Origin of the sequence: Pseudomonas brassicacearum (assembly GCF_000585995.1) — a bacterium.
Lineage (GTDB): Bacteria > Pseudomonadota > Gammaproteobacteria > Pseudomonadales > Pseudomonadaceae > Aquipseudomonas > Aquipseudomonas brassicacearum_A.
This window is the reverse complement of sequence record NZ_CP007410.1, coordinates 385,640-401,825: the sequence shown is the minus strand read 5'-3', so window position 1 is coordinate 401,825 and position 16,186 is coordinate 385,640. Positions and strand designations below refer to the sequence as shown.

Sequence of the window (16,186 nt, the reverse complement as noted above, 5' to 3'; positions counted from 1 at the left end):
CAAGTCCGTCTTCGCGAGCAAGCCCGCTCCCACATTGGCTATTGGGAGGCAATCAATCCGAGGTCTTGGCCATCTGCCGATCCGACGCACGCCAGATCAACCGTGTCGTGTCATAGCCCTGCTGACGCGCCTTGCTCAGCAGTTCTTCACGCACCACGCTATTGACGGTCGGTGTACGGGACAGCAGCCACATGTAGCGACGGCTCGGGTCGCCGACGATGGCGGTCTTGTAGTCGTCGCTGACGTACAGCACCCAGTACTGCCCTTTCGCCACGCCCGGCACGATCCGCGAAAACCAGTTGTCGAACTCGACCCAAAGCTTGTCGGTCTTGCCCGGCACTTGCGGGGTAGCAGTGCCCCTGGCTTCTTCCCACTGCCAGTCAGACGTCAGGCAGCGATTGAGCACACCCACATCGCCGTCAGGCTTGAGGGTGTAGTGAGCCTCGGATTGCGCACAGTTGCGCTGGAAATACATGGGCAGGCGGGCCAACTCGTACCAGGTCCCTTGGTAACGCTTGAGGTTGACACTATCGACAGTCTTGGGCGCCAACGGATCTTCGCCAGAAGTGGCACAGCCAGCCAAAACCAGGCCAGCTAAAAGCACTAACAATAACCGCATCATTATTTTTCTCCCGCGGGCACTTGGCCCCGGTTTACTTCAGGCCTTGGCCGGAAAACATCAACACTTTGTCACCGGCGTACTGCACGCTGATAAAGCTTTTCTGGTCGCCCCAGGTGCAACTGGACATGCCGAGCGCACCCGAACAATCGGTCGGTTTCCCCAGTAACGTCTCGACTTCGGCCTTGGGCATGCCGGCCGACAGTTTCGAATAGTTTTCCTGGTTGACCTTGCTGCATGCAGTCAATAAGACGCACAACGACAACAAGGCGATAGATCGCAGCGACATGGTGTAACTCCTGGAGCAGAAGGGGTTGGCTGGCTGCCAACCAGAACCTTAGAAGAGAAAACCCCTATCTGGTTCCCCGAGGACCCCAGTATTTATTGGGCTCCCGGCAGGTGTTTCATCGGTTGAACAGTCAGTTTGTGACACGATCGTGCATTTCGTCGGGATCAGCCCGGCGCAGCCTGATCCCCGGCGCTTTCACGCCGATAAAAAGAACAGCGCGAAGACCTGCGCTATGGCACATTGGCACCCCTTCCTGACCAGCTCCTGTGCGGTAGCGTTCTTAATGACCAGAAACATGAAATTCAGCCACAAAATCCTGCTGGCTGCTGCGCTCGTGGTAGCCGTTGCATTCGCCTGTTTCATCCTGTTCAACGACTATCGTCAACGCCAAAGCCTGCACGCCAGCACGGAAACCTCCATGCAGGAGCTCGGCAGCCTGACCAGTCGCAACATTCAGACGTGGGTCGAAGGCCGCACCCAACTGCTGCAATCGCTGGCCCAACAGATCGCCGTGGACGGCAGTAGAGCCGACAGCCTCAAACGCGCCGTGGGCCTGCCAGCGTACACCAGCAACTTTCAGCTCAGCTATTTCGGTGGCACTGACGGCGTAATGTTCTCGGTACCGGCCGGCAATCGCGCCGCCGACTACGACCCGCGCGCCCGTGGCTGGTACAAAGCTGCCAACAGCGCCCAACAAGCCATCGTCACCGAACCCTACATCGCCGCTTCGTCGGGCAAACTGGTGATCACCGTCGCCACGCCGGTACAGCACCAGGGTCAGATGATCGGCGTGGCCGGTGCGGATATCGACCTGTCGAGCGTCAGCGCCATCATCAACTCGCTGAACTTCGGCGGCCACGGCCACGCGTTCATCGTCAGCGCCGACGGCAAGATCCTGATCCACCCCGACAGCAAGCGCGTACTCAAGACCCTGGCCGAGGCCTACCCCAACGGCGGGCTGCAAGTCAGCCCGGGCATGAAGGAAGTGGAGCTCGACGGCAAAACCCAATTCATCTCCTTCACGCAGGTCAATGGCGTGCCGGGAGCCAACTGGTATGTCGCGCTGGTGCTCGACAAAGACACCGCCCTGGCGATGCTCAGCGAGTTCCGTACCTCGGCGCTGATCGCCATGACCATTGCCGTGGTGTTCATCATCGCCCTGCTGGGCATGCTCATCCGTGTGCTGATGCAACCGCTGCTGACCATGGGCCGCGCCATGCACGACATCGCTGAAGGCGAAGGCGACCTGACCCGGCGCCTGGTCATCCACGGCCAGGATGAATTTGGCGCACTGGGCACATCCTTCAACCGGTTTGTCGAGCGCATCCATACCTCGATCCGCGAAGTGGCCTCGGCCACCGGCCAGGTCAACGAAGTCGCCCTGCGGGTGGTCAGTGCGTCCAACTCGTCGATGTTCAACTCCGACCAGCAGGCTTCGCGCACCAGCAGCGTGGCTGCGGCCATCAACCAACTCGGCGCCGCCGCCCAGGAAATCGCCCAGAACGCCGCCCTCGCCTCGCAGCATTCCAGCGATGCCCGCAGCCTGGCCGAAGACGGTCAGCACGTGGTGGATAAAACCATCGCGGCCATGCAGCAGCTGTCGGCCAAGATCAGCGACTCGTGCGGCAACATTGAAGTCCTGAACAGCAATACGGTGAACATCGGCCAGATTCTCGAGGTGATCACCAGTATTTCCCAGCAGACCAACCTACTCGCCCTCAACGCCGCCATCGAAGCCGCCCGCGCCGGTGAAGCCGGGCGCGGCTTCGCGGTGGTGGCCGATGAAGTGCGCAACCTGGCCCACCGCACCCAGGATTCGGCGCAGCAAGTGCAGAAGATGATCGAAGAGCTGCAAGTCGGCGCACGGGAAGCGGTGCTGACCATGACCGACAGCCAGCGCCAGAGCGAAAGCAGCGTCGGCATCGCCAACCAGGCCGGCGAACGCCTGGGCAGCGTGACCCAGCGCATCGGTGAAATCGATGGCATGAACCAATCCGTGGCCACCGCCACCGAAGAACAAACCGCCGTGGTGGAGTCGATCAACGTCGACATCACCGAGATCAACACGCTGAACCAGGAAGGCGTGGAAAACCTGCAAGCCACCTTGCGCGCCTGTGCCGACCTGGAGCAGCAAGCGGCGCGGTTGAAGCAGTTGGTGGGTAGCTTCCGGATCTAGTGCCTGGACAGGCCCCATCGCGAGCTTGCTCGCGATGGGGTGTGTCAGCCTAAGCCAATAGACATTTGGTCAGTGCCACCTGACTCAAGACTGAATTAAGACTAAACTCAGTCCATTCAATCTTTCGAGGCTTACGCCATGAAGCTGTCATCACAAATCAAACCCATCAGCTATTTGAAAAGCCACACTGCTGAAATCGTAAAGACCATCACAGAGAGCAGGGAGCCTTTGATCATCACCCAAAACGGTGAAGCCAAGCTCGTAGTCATGGATGTGAAAAGTTTTGAAGAGCAAGAAGACACCATGGCGCTGTTGAAGCTGTTGGCTATGGGCAACCGGGAAATTGAAGAAGGTAATTATCGGGATGTTGAGGATGTCTTCACTGAGCTGGACAGGGCTGACATTCAATGAGCTTAAAGGTTGTCATCCTTCAATCGGCCGAAACAGATCTTAAAGAGCTCCGCGTTTATCTAATCGAGCGGTTTTCTTCTCAAACATGGCAAAACACCTATGCCAGTCTGAAAGCAGCGATCCGTCATCTAGCAACACTGCCTTATGCGGGATCGATCCCGGAAGAAATCGAAAGGCTTAATCTCGGTCAATATCGACAGATCCTTTCAGGAATGAATAGGATCATTTATGAAGTGCGAGGCCAAACGATCTACATCCACATCATTGCCGACAGCCGTAAGAGCTTGCCCGCGTTGCTAATGAAACGCTTGCTTCGAAGCGACTCTTAGAACTTCGCTAAAATCGCGACCCAGGCCTGTTCAAAAACTCAATTTCCTCAGCCGTGGACTCGCGCCCCAACACCGCATTGCGATGGGGAAACCGTCCAAACCGCGAAATGATCTTCTGGTGCCGTTCGGCATAATCCAGATTGTCTTCAAACACCGCCCGCTCCGTCTCCGGTTGCTCCCGGACCAGGTCGATGAACCGCGACACGGCCTCGTTCTGCACCGCCAGGTTTTCGCAGTGCTCGAGTACCAGGTAGATGAAGACGCGTTGGATGGGTTTGAGTTGCCGGTCGAAACCCGCCGCCATGCCTTGGGCCACGAGCGCTTGGGCACGCAGGTCGCCGGAAAAAGCCTTGGGGGTGTCGCGAAAGATCATCCGCGGGAGTTGATCGAGCAGCAGCACCAGGGCCAGCCAACCTTCCGGGCGTTGCGCCCAGTCGGTCAATCCGCCGGCCAGGGCCTGCTCGACCAGATCGCCGAAGCGCTCGTGCGCCTGACGATCATGGCGTTTGCCGAACCACAGTTTGCCCTTCTCAGCAGCTATTTCGTCCGGCGTACCGGCTGAACCAAACCACCAATCGAGCAAAGGCTGCCAGGGCTCGGCCATGGGTTATTCCTTGTGATAGGCCGTGGCGCGGGCGACTTCTTCCTTGGAACCGAGGAATACCGCCACACGCTGGTGCAGACCTTCAGGCTGGATGTCGAGGATCCGCTGGTGACCGTCGGTGGAAGCGCCGCCGGCCTGCTCAACCAGGAACGACATCGGATTGGCTTCGTACATCAGGCGCAGTTTGCCCGGCTTGGACGGTTCGCGGCTGTCGCGCGGGTACATGAACAGACCGCCACGGGTCAGGATACGGTGCACGTCGGCCACCATCGCGGCGACCCAGCGCATGTTGTAGTTCTTTTTCAGCGGGCCTTCTTCGCCAGCCAGCAATTCGTTGACGTAGCGTTGAACCGGGGCTTCCCAGTGCCGCTGGTTGGACATGTTGATGGCGAATTCCTGGGTGGTTTCAGGAATGGTGATGTCTTCGTGGGTCAGGACGAAGCTGCCCATCTCGCGATCCAGGGTGAAGCCTTTGACGCCGTCGCCCAGGGTCAGCACCAGCATGGTCTGAGGACCGTAGATGGCATAACCGGCGGCGACCTGCTCGGTGCCCGGTTGCAGGAAAGCCTTTTCATTCAAGGCTTCGTTCTGGCTCAGGTATTCGTTCGGGCAACGCAGTACCGAGAAGATGGTACCGACCGGCGCGTTGATATCGATGTTCGACGAACCGTCCAGCGGGTCGAACACCAGCAGGTAGGCACCCTTGGGGTATTTGCCCGGGATCTGATAGGCATTGTCCATTTCCTCGGACGCCATGCCGGCCAGGTGACCGCCCCATTCGTTGGCTTCGAGCAGGATTTCGTTGGAAAGCACGTCGAGCTTCTTCTGCACTTCGCCCTGCACGTTTTCGGTACCCATGCTGCCCAGGACACCACCCAGGGCGCCTTTGGAAACGGCGTGGCTGATCTCCTTGCATGCACGCGCCACCACTTCGATCAAAAAGCGCAGATCGGCAGGGGTGTTGTTGCTACGGGTCTGCTCAATCAAATAGCGACTCAAGGTAACGCGGGACATGGACGGCTCCGAAGGATAAGGGGCGGAAAAACCAGCGCAGTTTAGCGCGAGTCGGGACTTAATTCCTCCTATGAGACGGGGAATGGAGGATTGAGTTCACGGGGTGGTGGTCGCTTGTGGGTTTTGGGCCGCTGGCAGACCGAATCGCGAGCAAGCTCGCTCCCACCGTTGACCGAGTTGTTTCGACGAACGCGGCCTATTGTGGGAGCGAGCTTGCTCGCGATGAAACCACCTCAACTCTTGACCGGCGGCTTGCGCAGCAAGCTGAACGCCATCGCCGCAAGGAACAGCACGCTGAGCAGCAACACTGCCCACAAGCCGATTTTCTTCCAGTTGGTATCCACCGTGACCGGCGTGGTTGCGGCGGCGGCAGCCGGTGTCGAAGTGGCCATGCCGTTCACTGTCGCCGTGCCCAGCGTCGCCAGGCGCGACGGTTTGTAATCGGGCACCAGCGTGCTCAATGGCAAGCTGGCGGCTTTCACCGTCGCGCTGCCCAATGCCAGGCTATAAGGTCCTTCGCCGCGCGCCAGGAACACCACCTGGGTCGGGCGCACGGCAAAGCGCAGGGCCGGGGCTTCGGTGCCCAGGCCGCCGCCACGCTCGTCCACCGTCAGCTTCAATTGCTGGACGGTCTGGCCGGACAGCTGCAGTTGGTTTTGCAGCACATCCTGGCCGTTCTGGGTCAGGCGATACAGCAAGCCACTGCCCATCGGCTGCCACGGATGGCTGCTTTCACGGCGCCCGGCCAGGGTCACCGGCGCCAGGCTGTTGGCCTGGCTCAGCTCGACCTGCACCTGCTCGATGTTCAGCCCCATGGGCAACTGCCAGGTGTATTCACCGGCCTTCGTGGTGCTGCCGGCCAACGGTTGCGACCAGACCAGCGGCAGCGGCAGGCTTTCGCGGCTGGCGCTGTGCAGCTGGGCCGAGGTCAGCACTGGCGCGGAGGACGGCGAATCCCACAGCAACCGCAGATAGCGCGCCGATTGCCCTGGCAGGCTCACTTCATGCTGCTCGACCCGCTCATCGGCAAAGGTCAAGCGCGCCACCTGACCTTCTCCCCAGGATTGCCAATGCTGCAAGTCGTCACTGGCTTCGATGGTGAACCGCTGGAAGCCGTCGCGCTCACTGGTCCAGTCGAGGACCAACTGCTGCAACGGCGCCTTGATCGCGCTGGCATCCAGCAACCAACCGCGCAGCTCCTCTTCCCCCGCTTCGAGCCGACTCGATGGCTGGACTTCCACCAGCGTGCCATTGGCGTTCGACTGCACACGTACGCTGGGCGCGCGCTCGCTGTCGTCGGCGGCGTTATACAGCGGGAACCACTTCACGTCGGTGAGGGTGCGGTTTTCCCGGCTCTGGGCCGACTCACGCACCAACGCATAGGCCTGGGGCTGCCCGGCCGCGTTGAAGACCCGCAGATCGCTCAGGTCGGTCTGCCGCGCTTGCAACTGGACGTCCAGCGGCAACGGGAGGCGATACCACGGCCCCTCGCCGCTCAAGGACAATGGCACCTGATGGGTGAAGTCCGCCGGTTGCTCCTGGGCCGTGGCCGACAATGCCACCCACAACCCGACCACTCCCAGCCCGATCCGACTCAACGTACGACTCAAGATGACACTCCCTCACTGACAGGCATCGGCGGCTCGGCCTCGACGGCCGTTTCCGGACGTTTTGGCGGCAGCGGCGCGAAGTAGCCCACCACCAGCAGCAATACGCCCACGCCGATAAACGACACGATCCGCGCCAAACCGCCACGGTTACTCAATTCAACAAAGAACAGCTTGGCCACGACCACGGCAATCAACGCCGCACCGATCAGCCACACTTCACGCCGGTGCCGCAGATGCCCGCCAATCATCAGGCCCAGGGCGATCAGCGTCCAGACGATGGACAGCCCGGCCTGGACGAACATCGACTCGAGCAGCGCGTCCAGCTCGTATGGCACCCCCATCCACTGGTGGGCAGTGCGCATCACCAGGGCGGTGAAGAACGCGAACAGCGACACACCGGCGATCAACTGGGCGATGTGCCCGACGCGATTCCAATGGTTCGTCGATTGTTCCACGGCGTTGCGAGCCCACACATAGATACCGAACAAGGCGAACAACAGGCCCAGCTCCAAGGGATTGAGCAACGGCACATAAGGCAGTGGCTCTGAGTTGCCATCACTGAAGGTGTTGGTCAGCCAGAACCAACCGAGCATCAACAGCGCCATGGGCGCCGCCGCATAGACACGATATTCCCGTGGTTGTGCCGACACCGGCCATGGCAAGGTACGCGGCGTGGCCATCAGCACCAGATAAAGACCTGGCAGGATCGCCCAGGCCAGCCAGCGCCAAGCGTTGTACTGCTCCGACAGCAACAGCAGGCCGTAACGCAACTCCAGCATCAATACCGCCATCAGCAACCAGCAACCGAGTACGTGGGCCGTACTGCGCGCCTGGGCCGGCAGCACTGGCGCGAGGCGCTTGAGAGAGAGGAAATGCACGGCAAATACCGCCAGCCAGGCCAGCCAGCCGAAATTCGCGGCCGGGTGATAGTGGCTGTGCCCCGTCGCCACCAGTACGCAGCCCGCCGCCGGGATCAGCAAGGTGCACAGCAGTCCCAGTGCCGGCCATTTCAAACGCAGCGACAGGACGGTCCACACTGCCACGCTGATCGCCGCAACCAGCAGTAGCAAGCTGCCCTGCAGGTTCGCCGGGGCAAAGCGCAACACTTCGCTGACCCACGCCAGCGCCCACCAACCGGCGCCCCAGATCAGCAACAGCTCAGACAGGCGTTGCAAGCTCAAGACATCCAGCTCCTGCGCCGCGTGTGCCCGTTGCAGGCGCCATGCGCCCACCAGCGCTGCAAACCCCAATACCAATGGCGTCCAGAAACCACTATGGGCCAGGGGTCGCAGACCCTCGGCATTGAGCGGCCCCAGCAGCGCTGGCCCCGCCATCAGGAACGACGCGCCGCCGAGCAGTTGCAGCAGCAGGCCGAAGACAAAGCTCACGCGCTGCTTCAGGTACAGGCTCAGCCAGATGATCAACAGACCGCTGGCCGCCCATACACCGCTCGCGGTTTGCCAAGGCAGGACGAACAGCACCGCGAGGTTGATCAGCACCAGCCCCGCCAGCAACACCACCGACAACCCGCGCAGCAATCGGACATCGTTGCGCACCATGTCGTCGCGCGCCGCCAGCAACATGCCGCCAATCAATGCCAGGCCGATCAGCGAGGCGCTGAGCAGACCGCTCCAGCCGGCACTGAACACCGCCGCCGAATCGCCCTCGGCACCTTGCAGGCGCAACAGAAACAGCGCACCACCGAGCAGTTGCACCGCGAACGCGGTGAACAGGAAGCTGCGCGATTGCAGGCGCAGGCCAACAAACAGCGTCGCCAGTCCGGCCAGGGCCCAGGCGATGGCGGTGCCGTGGGTGAATAAAAACAGCGGTGCCAGCAGGTAGAGGAAACTCAACCCCAGCACAGCCAGCACCGGCAGGCCTTGGCGCTCCCAAGCCGCCGTGTGTTCAGGCTCAGCCTTGCGCAACTGGTAAAAGGTGAACAGCAACGCGCCGCCGAGCATCAACGCCCCCAACGGTGAGCCGTCGAGCAGGCTGCTTTCGCCAGATCGCAATTCGCTGAGGAACGCCAGCGCCGAACCCAGTTGCAACAGCAAGGCAAAGGCTCGCGCGAGAGGTCGTTGCTGACGCAGACCCAGCCAGAAGATCCCCGCGCCCTCCACGGCCCAGGCCGCTGCGGTCCAACGGGCGTCGAGCCCCAAGGGAATCGCCAGGCTGGAAAAAATCACCCCCAGGGCCAGACAGGTTTCGGCCAGCAACAGCGCGCGGCCGCCCATCAGCAAGCGGGCCAGGCCCATGTAGATCATGCCCAGGGCCAGGGCGCTGAACGCCGCGGCGAACTCCAGATGCTGCACCAGCGCGAACTGCAAGCCGAAGCCCACCAGCGGTGGGGCGAACAACATCGTGCCGTCCACGTAATCGCCCTTGCGTGCCGACCAACGCAGCAGCGCGTCCCGACTGTCGTCCTCGGGGGCGTCGTTCATTTCCAACAGTTTGCGGCGAGTGAACAGCAAGCCTATCGCCAGGTAGATGAGGAAGAAGACAATCAGGAACGGCTCGGTGCTCCAGAGCAGTTCCGGCGCATATGACCGCAGGCCCCAGGCGAAGCCGATGCCGAAGGTGCCGACAAAACCGATCAGGTTGAGCAGGCGCCAGGCCTTGAACCAGGCAATCGCGAGGATGCCGGCATTGAGCAGGATGAAATAACTGAACAGGGCAACGTGGTTGCCGCTGCCGGTGGAGGTCAGGATCGGCGCGGCAAACCCGCCCAACGCAGCGGCCGCGGCCAGGCCCAAGGCGTTCTGGGTCACCGCCAGGATCGCCGAGAACACCGTGACGGCCACCAGCAAGCCCAGGGCGGCTTTCGAATCGAGCAGCGGATGCAGGCGCATCGCGGCGAACACCGTCAGGTACAGCACCGCGATCCCGGTGCCTTGCAGCATCAGCGCATAGTTGTTGTTGCGCTGACGCAGCCACCAACCCAGGCCCAGCAGGCCCAACGCGCTGGCCGCGACGCCGGCGTAACGCAATTCGATCGGCACCACCATGCCTTCAGTGGCATAGCGCAGCAGAAACGCCAGGCCGAGGAACAACAAGACCACGCCGACCCGCAGCACGGTGTTGCCGCCAAACAGCCAGTTGCGCGCGCCCAGCAAGGCCCGGTCGAACAGATTCGGTCCACGGGGAGCAACAGGTTCAGCAACCACCGGTTCCGCCGGAGCCGGTTTGCGGGCAGTCGCTCTCGGGGCAATTGGCGCGGAACGCCAAACCTCATCGGGCAACGGCTGGCTGGCTTGCGTAGCCATCGCAGAAATTGGTTCAAGGTCTGACGGCAGCTCCCAGACCAGCTCAGGCTCGGTTCGAGCCTCGGGCTTCGGCTCGGGCGCCTGGGCCACAACGATTTCCGGCGCGGGCGCCGGATCACTCGGCGCAGGAGCACTGCTGCGCTCGAGCACAGACAATCGCGCTTGCAGCGTGATCAGGTCCTGCTGAGCCTCCTGCAACAGGCTCTGCTGCTTGGTGGCCTGAGCCCCAAGGCGACTCAGGCGAAACGTCTGGGCAATGCCTAGCCCCACCAACGCACCTATCAGCGCATCGGCGAACGACTCATCCACCACCCAGCCGAGTGCCAGGCCCAACAACGTCAAGATCCATTGCATGGTCGATATCCCTAAGCGGCCCGTTGCGGGCATGACCGGGGAAGGTGGCTCCTGGATCAGTCTGGTGGAACAGCACAAACCTTGTGGGAGCGGGCTTGCTCGCGAAAGCGGTGTGTCAGGCGACATCTTTCCTGCCTGATACATCGCTTTCGCGAGCAAGCCCGCTCCCACAGTGGATTGTCGGCGCCCCCACTGACTGAGCCTGGCCACGACCTAGCCCGGCGAAACTGACGCTTAGTATATCGACGAAGCCCAATCACCGTTGGGCTTCGCTCACATTTCTTACAGCAAATGCTACTCCAGGGCTTTCCAGATGTCGGTGGCGTACTCACGGATGGTCCGGTCCGAGGAGAACCAGCCCATGCGCGCGGTGTTGAGCACCGCCGAACGCCACCACTGCTTGGAGTCGTGCCAGCGCTCCTCGACCTTGAGCTGGGCATGCCAGTACGAGTCGAAGTCGGCGCAGACCAGGAAGCGGTCATAGTCCACCAGCGAGTCCACGAGCCCGGTATAGCGCATTGGATCATCCGGCGAGAACACCCCGCCGCGAATCGCCTGCAACACATCATTGAGTCGATGGGACGCAGCGATGTCCGGCGCGGCGCTGAATTCGCCGTTTTGCTTGCGGGCCTCCACCTGCTCGGCAGTCAGGCCAAAGATGAACATGTGCTCACCGCCCACGCGCTCATGCATCTCCACGTTGGCGCCGTCCATGGTGCCGATGGTCAGCGCGCCGTTGAGGCCGAATTTCATGTTACTGGTGCCCGACGCTTCGAAACCGGCCGTGGAAATCTGTTCCGACAGGTCCGCCGCCGGGATGATGCTTTCGGCCAGGCTGACGTTGTAGTTGGGCAGGAACACCACTTTGAGCAAGCCACGCACGGTCGGGTCGTTGTTAACCACCCGGGCGATGTCGTTGGTCAGCTTGATGATCAGCTTGGCCTGGTGATAGCTGGCGGCGGCCTTGCCGGCGAAGATCTTCACCCGCGGCACCCAGTCCACTTCCGGTTCGGCGCGGATCGCCTGGTACAGCGCCACGGTGTGCATCAGGTTGAGCAATTGACGTTTGTATTCGTGGATCCGCTTGACCTGCACGTCGAACATCGCCGCCGGGTTCACCGCGATGCCCAGTCGTTCGTGGATCAGGTACGCCAGGGCCTTCTTGCTGTGCAGGCGCTGCTCGGCGAATTGCTTGCGGAACGCCGGTTTGTCGGCGAACGGCTCCAGTTCGATCAGGCGCTCCTCGGGATTGTCGAGCACGCTCGGGCCCAGGGCATCGACCATCATCGACGTCAATTCGGCGTTGGCCTGGAACAGCCAGCGGCGGAAGGTAATGCCGTTGGTCTTGTTGTTGATCCGGTCCGGATAGAGCTTATGCAGCTCGGAGAACACCGTGCTGCGCATCAGCTGCGTGTGCAACCCGGACACCCCGTTGACGCTGTGGGACCCGAGGAATGCCAGGTTGCCCATGCGCACCCGCCGCCCGTTGTCTTCTTCGATCAGCGAAACCGAGCGCAGCACGTCGAAATCATGCACGCCCTTGGCCCGCAGCGAATCAATGTGCTGGGCGTTGATCAGGTAAATGATCTGCATGTGCCGGGGCAACATGCGCTCCATCAGCCCTACCGGCCAGGTTTCCAGGGCCTCGGGCAGCAGCGTGTGGTTGGTATAGGACAGCGTGTCCTGGGTAATCTGCCAGGCGGCGTCCCAGGCCACGTCGTAGACGTCCACCAGCTGACGCATTAGCTCCGCCACGGCGATCGACGGGTGGGTGTCGTTGAGCTGGATCGCCGCATGGTCGCCCAAGGTCAGCACCGAGGTGTGCATGTTGCGATGGCGACGCAGCAAATCCTGCAACGAGGCGGCGACGAAGAAATATTCCTGGCGCAGGCGCAGTTCCTGGCCGGCTTCGGTGCTGTCGGCCGGGTAGAGCACGCGGGAAATACTTTCGGCCCGGGCCACTTCCGCTACCGCGCCCAGGTGATCGCCGGCATTGAAGCGTTCCAGGTGCAGGTCTTCCACCGCTCGGGCGCGCCACAGGCGCAGGGTGTTGACGCTGGCACCGCGCCAACCCACCACCGGCGTGTCATAGGCGATGGCGCGCACGGTTTCGCCCGGCGTCCAGACTTGCCGGGTGTTGCCAGTATCATCAGTCACGGTCTCGACGCCGCCGCCAAAGCCAATCGGGTAAACCACCTCTGGCCGTTCGAACTCCCACGGGTTGCCGAAATCCAGCCAGTGCTCGGTCTGCTCCTGCTGCCAACCGTCAACGATGGCCTGGCGAAACAAGCCATGCTCATAACGAATGCCATAGCCATGGCCGGCGATACCGAGGGTGGACATGCTTTCCATGAAACACGCCGCCAACCGGCCGAGGCCGCCGTTACCCAGCGCCGCGTCGGGCTCGAGCAGACGGATGCGCTCCAGGTCCACGCCCAGTTCGGTCAAGGCTTCACGGGCAGTGTCCAGCAGGCCCAGGTTGCTCAGGCTGTCATAGAGCAAGCGACCGATAAGGAATTCCAGGGAGAGGTAATAGACGCGCTTCTGGCCCTTGCGGTAGATCTGCCGCGTATGGTCCATCCAGTGTTCGACCATGTGGTCGCGGGCGGCAAGGGCAATGGCTTCGAACCAATCGTGATCAAACGCATGATCCGGGTCCTTGCCAACGGCATAAGTGAGTTTGGTCAACACGGCATCGCGAAAAGCAGCGACTTCGGCTTCGCGAACAAGTGGTTCTTGAGTCATTGATGAGACCTCGAACGAGCATGGAATTGTCTGAGCCTAGTCGGTCTGACAGACGGCACAGGCTCTGGTTCGGTGGTTTTTCCCTGCGACGGAGAATCGTCGTCAGAGAATTGCCGGATGAGCGAATGAATGCAGGGGCCGTGCCGGTCCTCGGGCGTTTTAGCGCAGATGAAAAAAAACCGGCAGATGGTCGTTCAAAATTTCACCAGTCCCGGTATGATCGCGCGCCCTGATGCATGCTGGTAAACCTTGATGATGAAGCCCAACCTGATCGCCGCCGCGGAGATCGACCGACTCGATACCTGGGCCAAGTACTCCGCCCCGATGTGCGGTTCCTGCGTATCGAGCTGCTGCACGCTGCCGGTGGAGGCCAAGATCAAGGACCTGATCCGGATCGGCATCGTCGATGAGTTCGAACTGGGCGACCCGCCAAAAAACATCGCCAAGCGCCTGCAAAAGGAAGGGATCGTCGAGCGCTATAACCAGAAGTCGGAAATCTTCACGCTCCAGCGCATGAGCAACAACGATTGCCTTTATCTGGACCGCAAGAGCCGGCTGTGCACCATTTATGAGAAGCGCCCGGACACCTGCCGCAACCATCCGCGGATTGGGCCACGGCCGGGGTATTGTGCCTACAAGCCCAAGGAAGTGGAGCGCGAGCGGAATCCGCGGACGTTGGACAAATTCTGATCGGCTGCCGGTTCAGCGGTGCCTGATCCGGCGCCATCGCGAGCAAGCTCGCTCCCACAGTGGCCCCATGCCGGACACAAAATCTGTACCCACCGAAAATCAACTGTGGGAGCGAGCTTGCTCGCGATGAGGCCCTGACAAGCGACACACAAATCCCAGGCACAAAAAAACGCCCCTGATCTCACAATCAGGGGCGTTTTTTTCAGCCACTAACTAAGTCGAAACTCAGTTACCGCTTTTCTTGGCAGCGCGGGTACGCTCGCTTTCGCCCAGGATCTTCTTACGAAGACGGATGGACTTCGGCGTCACTTCGCACAGTTCGTCTTCTTGCACGAACTCCAGCGCCTGCTCCAGGGTGAACTTGACCGGCGGAACCAGGGCGATGGTTTCGTCTTTGCCCGAAGCACGCATGTTGTCGAGCTTCTTGCCTTTGGTCGGGTTCACACCCAGGTCGTTGTCGCGGCTGTTCAGGCCGACGATTTGACCTTCGTAGATATCCTGGCCGTGTTCAACGAACAGCTTGCCACGGGCTTGCAGGGTTTCCAGCGAGTAGGTCAGTGCCTTGCCGGTCGCAACCGATACCAGCACGCCGTTCTGACGGCCGGACATGTCGCCGGACTTCATCACGTCGTAACGATCGAAGATCGAAGTCAGGATGCCGCCACCGGAGGTCAGGGTCAGGAACTCGTTACGGAAACCGATCAGGCCACGGGCCGGGATGTTGTACTCAAGGCGCACACGGCCCTTGCCATCCGGAACCATGTTGGTCAGGTCGCCCTTACGCAGGCCCATTTGCTCCATGATCGCGCCCTGGGATTCTTCCGGCAGGTCGATGGTCACGTTTTCGTACGGTTCGTGCTTGACGCCGTCAACCATACGGATGATCACTTCAGGACGACCCACGCCCATTTCGAAGCCTTCGCGACGCATGGTTTCGATCAGAACCGAAAGGTGCAGCTCACCACGGCCGGAAACCTTGAACTTGTCGGCCGAATCGCCTTCTTCAACGCGCAGGGCCACGTTGTAGAGCAGCTCTTTGTCCAGGCGTTCCTTGATGTTACGGCTGGTCACGAACTTGCCTTCTTTACCGCAGAATGGCGAGTCGTTGACCTGGAAGGTCATGGAAACGGTTGGCTCGTCGACGGTCAACGGCTTCATCGCTTCGACGTTCATCGGGTCGCACAGGGTGTCGGAGATGAACAGCTGGTCGAAGCCGCTGATGCAGACGATGTCGCCGGCTGCCGCTTCTTCAACGTCGATACGGTGCAGACCGTGGTGACCCATCAGCTTGAGGATACGACCGTTGCGCTTCTTGCCGTCGGCGTCGATCGCCACAACCGGGGTGTTCGGCTTGATGCGACCACGGGCGATACGGCCAACGCCGATCACACCCAGGAAGCTGTTGTAGTCCAGGGCCGAGATTTGCATCTGGAACGGACCGTCACGGTCGACTTTCGGCGCGGGTACGTCGTCGACGATCGACTGGTACAGCGGGGTCATGTCTTCGGCCATGTCGGTGTGGTCCAGACCGGCAATACCGTTCAGGGCCGAGGCGTAGACGACTTTGAAGTCCAGCTGTTCTTCGGTGGCACCCAGGTTGTCGAACAGGTCGAAGATCTGGTCCAGGACCCAGTCCGGACGCGCGCCTGGACGGTCAACCTTGTTGATGACCACGATCGGACGCAGGCCGGCTTCGAAAGCCTTCTTGGTCACGAAGCGGGTTTGCGGCATAGGGCCGTCCTGGGCATCGACCAGCAGCAGCACGGAGTCGACCATCGACATCACGCGCTCTACTTCACCACCGAAGTCGGCGTGGCCCGGGGTGTCCACGATGTTGATGTGGTAGCCGTTCCAGTTGATGGCGGTGTTTTTCGCCAGGATGGTAATACCGCGCTCTTTCTCCTGGTCGTTGGAGTCCATCACGCGCTCGTCGTTGAGCTCGTTGCGCTCCAGGGTGCCGGATTGACGCAAGAGTTTGTCTACCAGGGTGGTCTTACCATGGTCAACGTGAGCAATGATGGCGATGTTGCGTAGATTTTCGATCACTTGTGTATCTCGATCAGAGGATTCGGTGTGCTGACA

The 16,186-nt window shown here is 61.1% G+C and carries 12 protein-coding genes; 4 read left to right on the top strand and 8 right to left on the bottom strand.

Going from position 1 to position 16,186, the window contains the following annotated elements:
* Window positions 1–52: 52 nt before the first annotated feature.
* A complete protein-coding gene (locus CD58_RS01730; RefSeq protein WP_025211370.1) occupies window positions 53–622 on the bottom strand; it encodes a lipocalin family protein in 570 nt (189 codons plus the stop codon).
* Window positions 623–653: 31 nt separating this feature from the next.
* Complete coding sequence (locus CD58_RS01725) at window positions 654–908, bottom strand: hypothetical protein (RefSeq protein ID WP_025211369.1); 255 nt, start codon at window positions 906–908, stop codon at window positions 654–656.
* A 283-nt stretch (window positions 909–1,191) separates the two neighbouring features.
* Between CD58_RS01725 and CD58_RS01720 the strand changes: the two genes are divergently transcribed.
* The 3 genes from CD58_RS01720 (at window position 1,192) to CD58_RS01710 (ending at window position 3,824) form a co-directional block, all read left to right on the top strand.
* Window positions 1,192–3,084: a methyl-accepting chemotaxis protein gene (locus CD58_RS01720; protein WP_025211368.1), complete on the top strand. Its 1,893-nt coding sequence runs from the start codon at window positions 1,192–1,194 to the stop codon at window positions 3,082–3,084.
* Window positions 3,085–3,222: 138 nt separating this feature from the next.
* Window positions 3,223–3,495 carry a type II toxin-antitoxin system Phd/YefM family antitoxin gene (locus tag CD58_RS01715; protein ID WP_025211367.1) on the top strand — a complete coding sequence of 91 codons (273 nt, stop codon included), beginning with the start codon at window positions 3,223–3,225 and terminating at the stop codon, window positions 3,493–3,495.
* Window positions 3,492–3,824 carry a type II toxin-antitoxin system RelE/ParE family toxin gene (locus CD58_RS01710; RefSeq protein ID WP_025211366.1) on the top strand — a complete coding sequence of 111 codons (333 nt, stop codon included), beginning with the start codon at window positions 3,492–3,494 and terminating at the stop codon, window positions 3,822–3,824. The genes CD58_RS01715 and CD58_RS01710 overlap by 4 nt, the downstream gene beginning before the upstream one ends.
* A 7-nt stretch (window positions 3,825–3,831) precedes the next feature.
* Here CD58_RS01710 and CD58_RS01705 read toward each other — a convergent pair whose 3' ends face one another.
* The 5 genes from CD58_RS01705 to CD58_RS01685 form a co-directional block, all read right to left on the bottom strand.
* Window positions 3,832–4,428, bottom strand: coding sequence for a DUF924 family protein (locus tag CD58_RS01705; RefSeq protein WP_025211365.1), 597 nt, complete (start codon window positions 4,426–4,428; stop codon window positions 3,832–3,834).
* Between the two features lie 3 nt (window positions 4,429–4,431).
* Window positions 4,432–5,442, bottom strand: coding sequence for a class 1 fructose-bisphosphatase (locus tag CD58_RS01700; protein ID WP_025211364.1), 1,011 nt, complete (start codon window positions 5,440–5,442; stop codon window positions 4,432–4,434).
* 233 nt (window positions 5,443–5,675) lie between these two features.
* The gene (locus CD58_RS01695; protein ID WP_025211363.1) at window positions 5,676–7,052 is read right to left on the bottom strand and encodes a DUF3999 domain-containing protein; all 1,377 of its coding nucleotides are present in this window, start codon (window positions 7,050–7,052) and stop codon (window positions 5,676–5,678) included.
* A complete protein-coding gene (locus CD58_RS01690; protein ID WP_025211362.1) occupies window positions 7,049–10,669 on the bottom strand; it encodes a DUF2339 domain-containing protein in 3,621 nt (1,206 codons plus the stop codon). The genes CD58_RS01695 and CD58_RS01690 overlap by 4 nt, the downstream gene beginning before the upstream one ends.
* Before the next feature lie 294 nt (window positions 10,670–10,963).
* On the bottom strand, window positions 10,964–13,414 hold the full coding sequence (locus tag CD58_RS01685) for a glycogen/starch/alpha-glucan phosphorylase (protein WP_025211361.1): 2,451 nt from the start codon (window positions 13,412–13,414) through the stop codon (window positions 10,964–10,966).
* A 252-nt stretch (window positions 13,415–13,666) separates the two neighbouring features.
* Here CD58_RS01685 and CD58_RS01680 point away from each other — a divergent pair, with 252 nt between their 5' ends.
* A complete protein-coding gene (locus tag CD58_RS01680; RefSeq protein WP_025211360.1) occupies window positions 13,667–14,104 on the top strand; it encodes a YkgJ family cysteine cluster protein in 438 nt (145 codons plus the stop codon).
* Between the two features lie 225 nt (window positions 14,105–14,329).
* Here the strand turns inward: CD58_RS01680 and typA are convergent, their stop codons facing one another.
* Window positions 14,330–16,150: a translational GTPase TypA gene (typA, locus tag CD58_RS01675; RefSeq protein ID WP_025211359.1), complete on the bottom strand. Its 1,821-nt coding sequence runs from the start codon at window positions 16,148–16,150 to the stop codon at window positions 14,330–14,332.
* Window positions 16,151–16,186: the final 36 nt, after the last annotated feature.

Coding starts and splice junctions, on each gene's coding strand:
- CD58_RS01710 (WP_025211366.1), top strand. CDS start 3,492: ATGAGCTTAAAGGTTGTCATCCTTCAATCGGCCGAAACAGATCTTAAA.
- CD58_RS01705 (WP_025211365.1), bottom strand. CDS start 4,428: ATGGCCGAGCCCTGGCAGCCTTTGCTCGATTGGTGGTTTGGTTCAGCC.
- CD58_RS01685 (WP_025211361.1), bottom strand. CDS start 13,414: ATGACTCAAGAACCACTTGTTCGCGAAGCCGAAGTCGCTGCTTTTCGC.
- CD58_RS01715 (WP_025211367.1), top strand. CDS start 3,223: ATGAAGCTGTCATCACAAATCAAACCCATCAGCTATTTGAAAAGCCAC.
- CD58_RS01690 (WP_025211362.1), bottom strand. CDS start 10,669: ATGCAATGGATCTTGACGTTGTTGGGCCTGGCACTCGGCTGGGTGGTG.
- CD58_RS01680 (WP_025211360.1), top strand. CDS start 13,667: ATGATGAAGCCCAACCTGATCGCCGCCGCGGAGATCGACCGACTCGAT.
- CD58_RS01725 (WP_025211369.1), bottom strand. CDS start 908: ATGTCGCTGCGATCTATCGCCTTGTTGTCGTTGTGCGTCTTATTGACT.
- CD58_RS01730 (WP_025211370.1), bottom strand. CDS start 622: ATGATGCGGTTATTGTTAGTGCTTTTAGCTGGCCTGGTTTTGGCTGGC.
- CD58_RS01700 (WP_025211364.1), bottom strand. CDS start 5,442: ATGTCCCGCGTTACCTTGAGTCGCTATTTGATTGAGCAGACCCGTAGC.
- CD58_RS01720 (WP_025211368.1), top strand. CDS start 1,192: ATGACCAGAAACATGAAATTCAGCCACAAAATCCTGCTGGCTGCTGCG.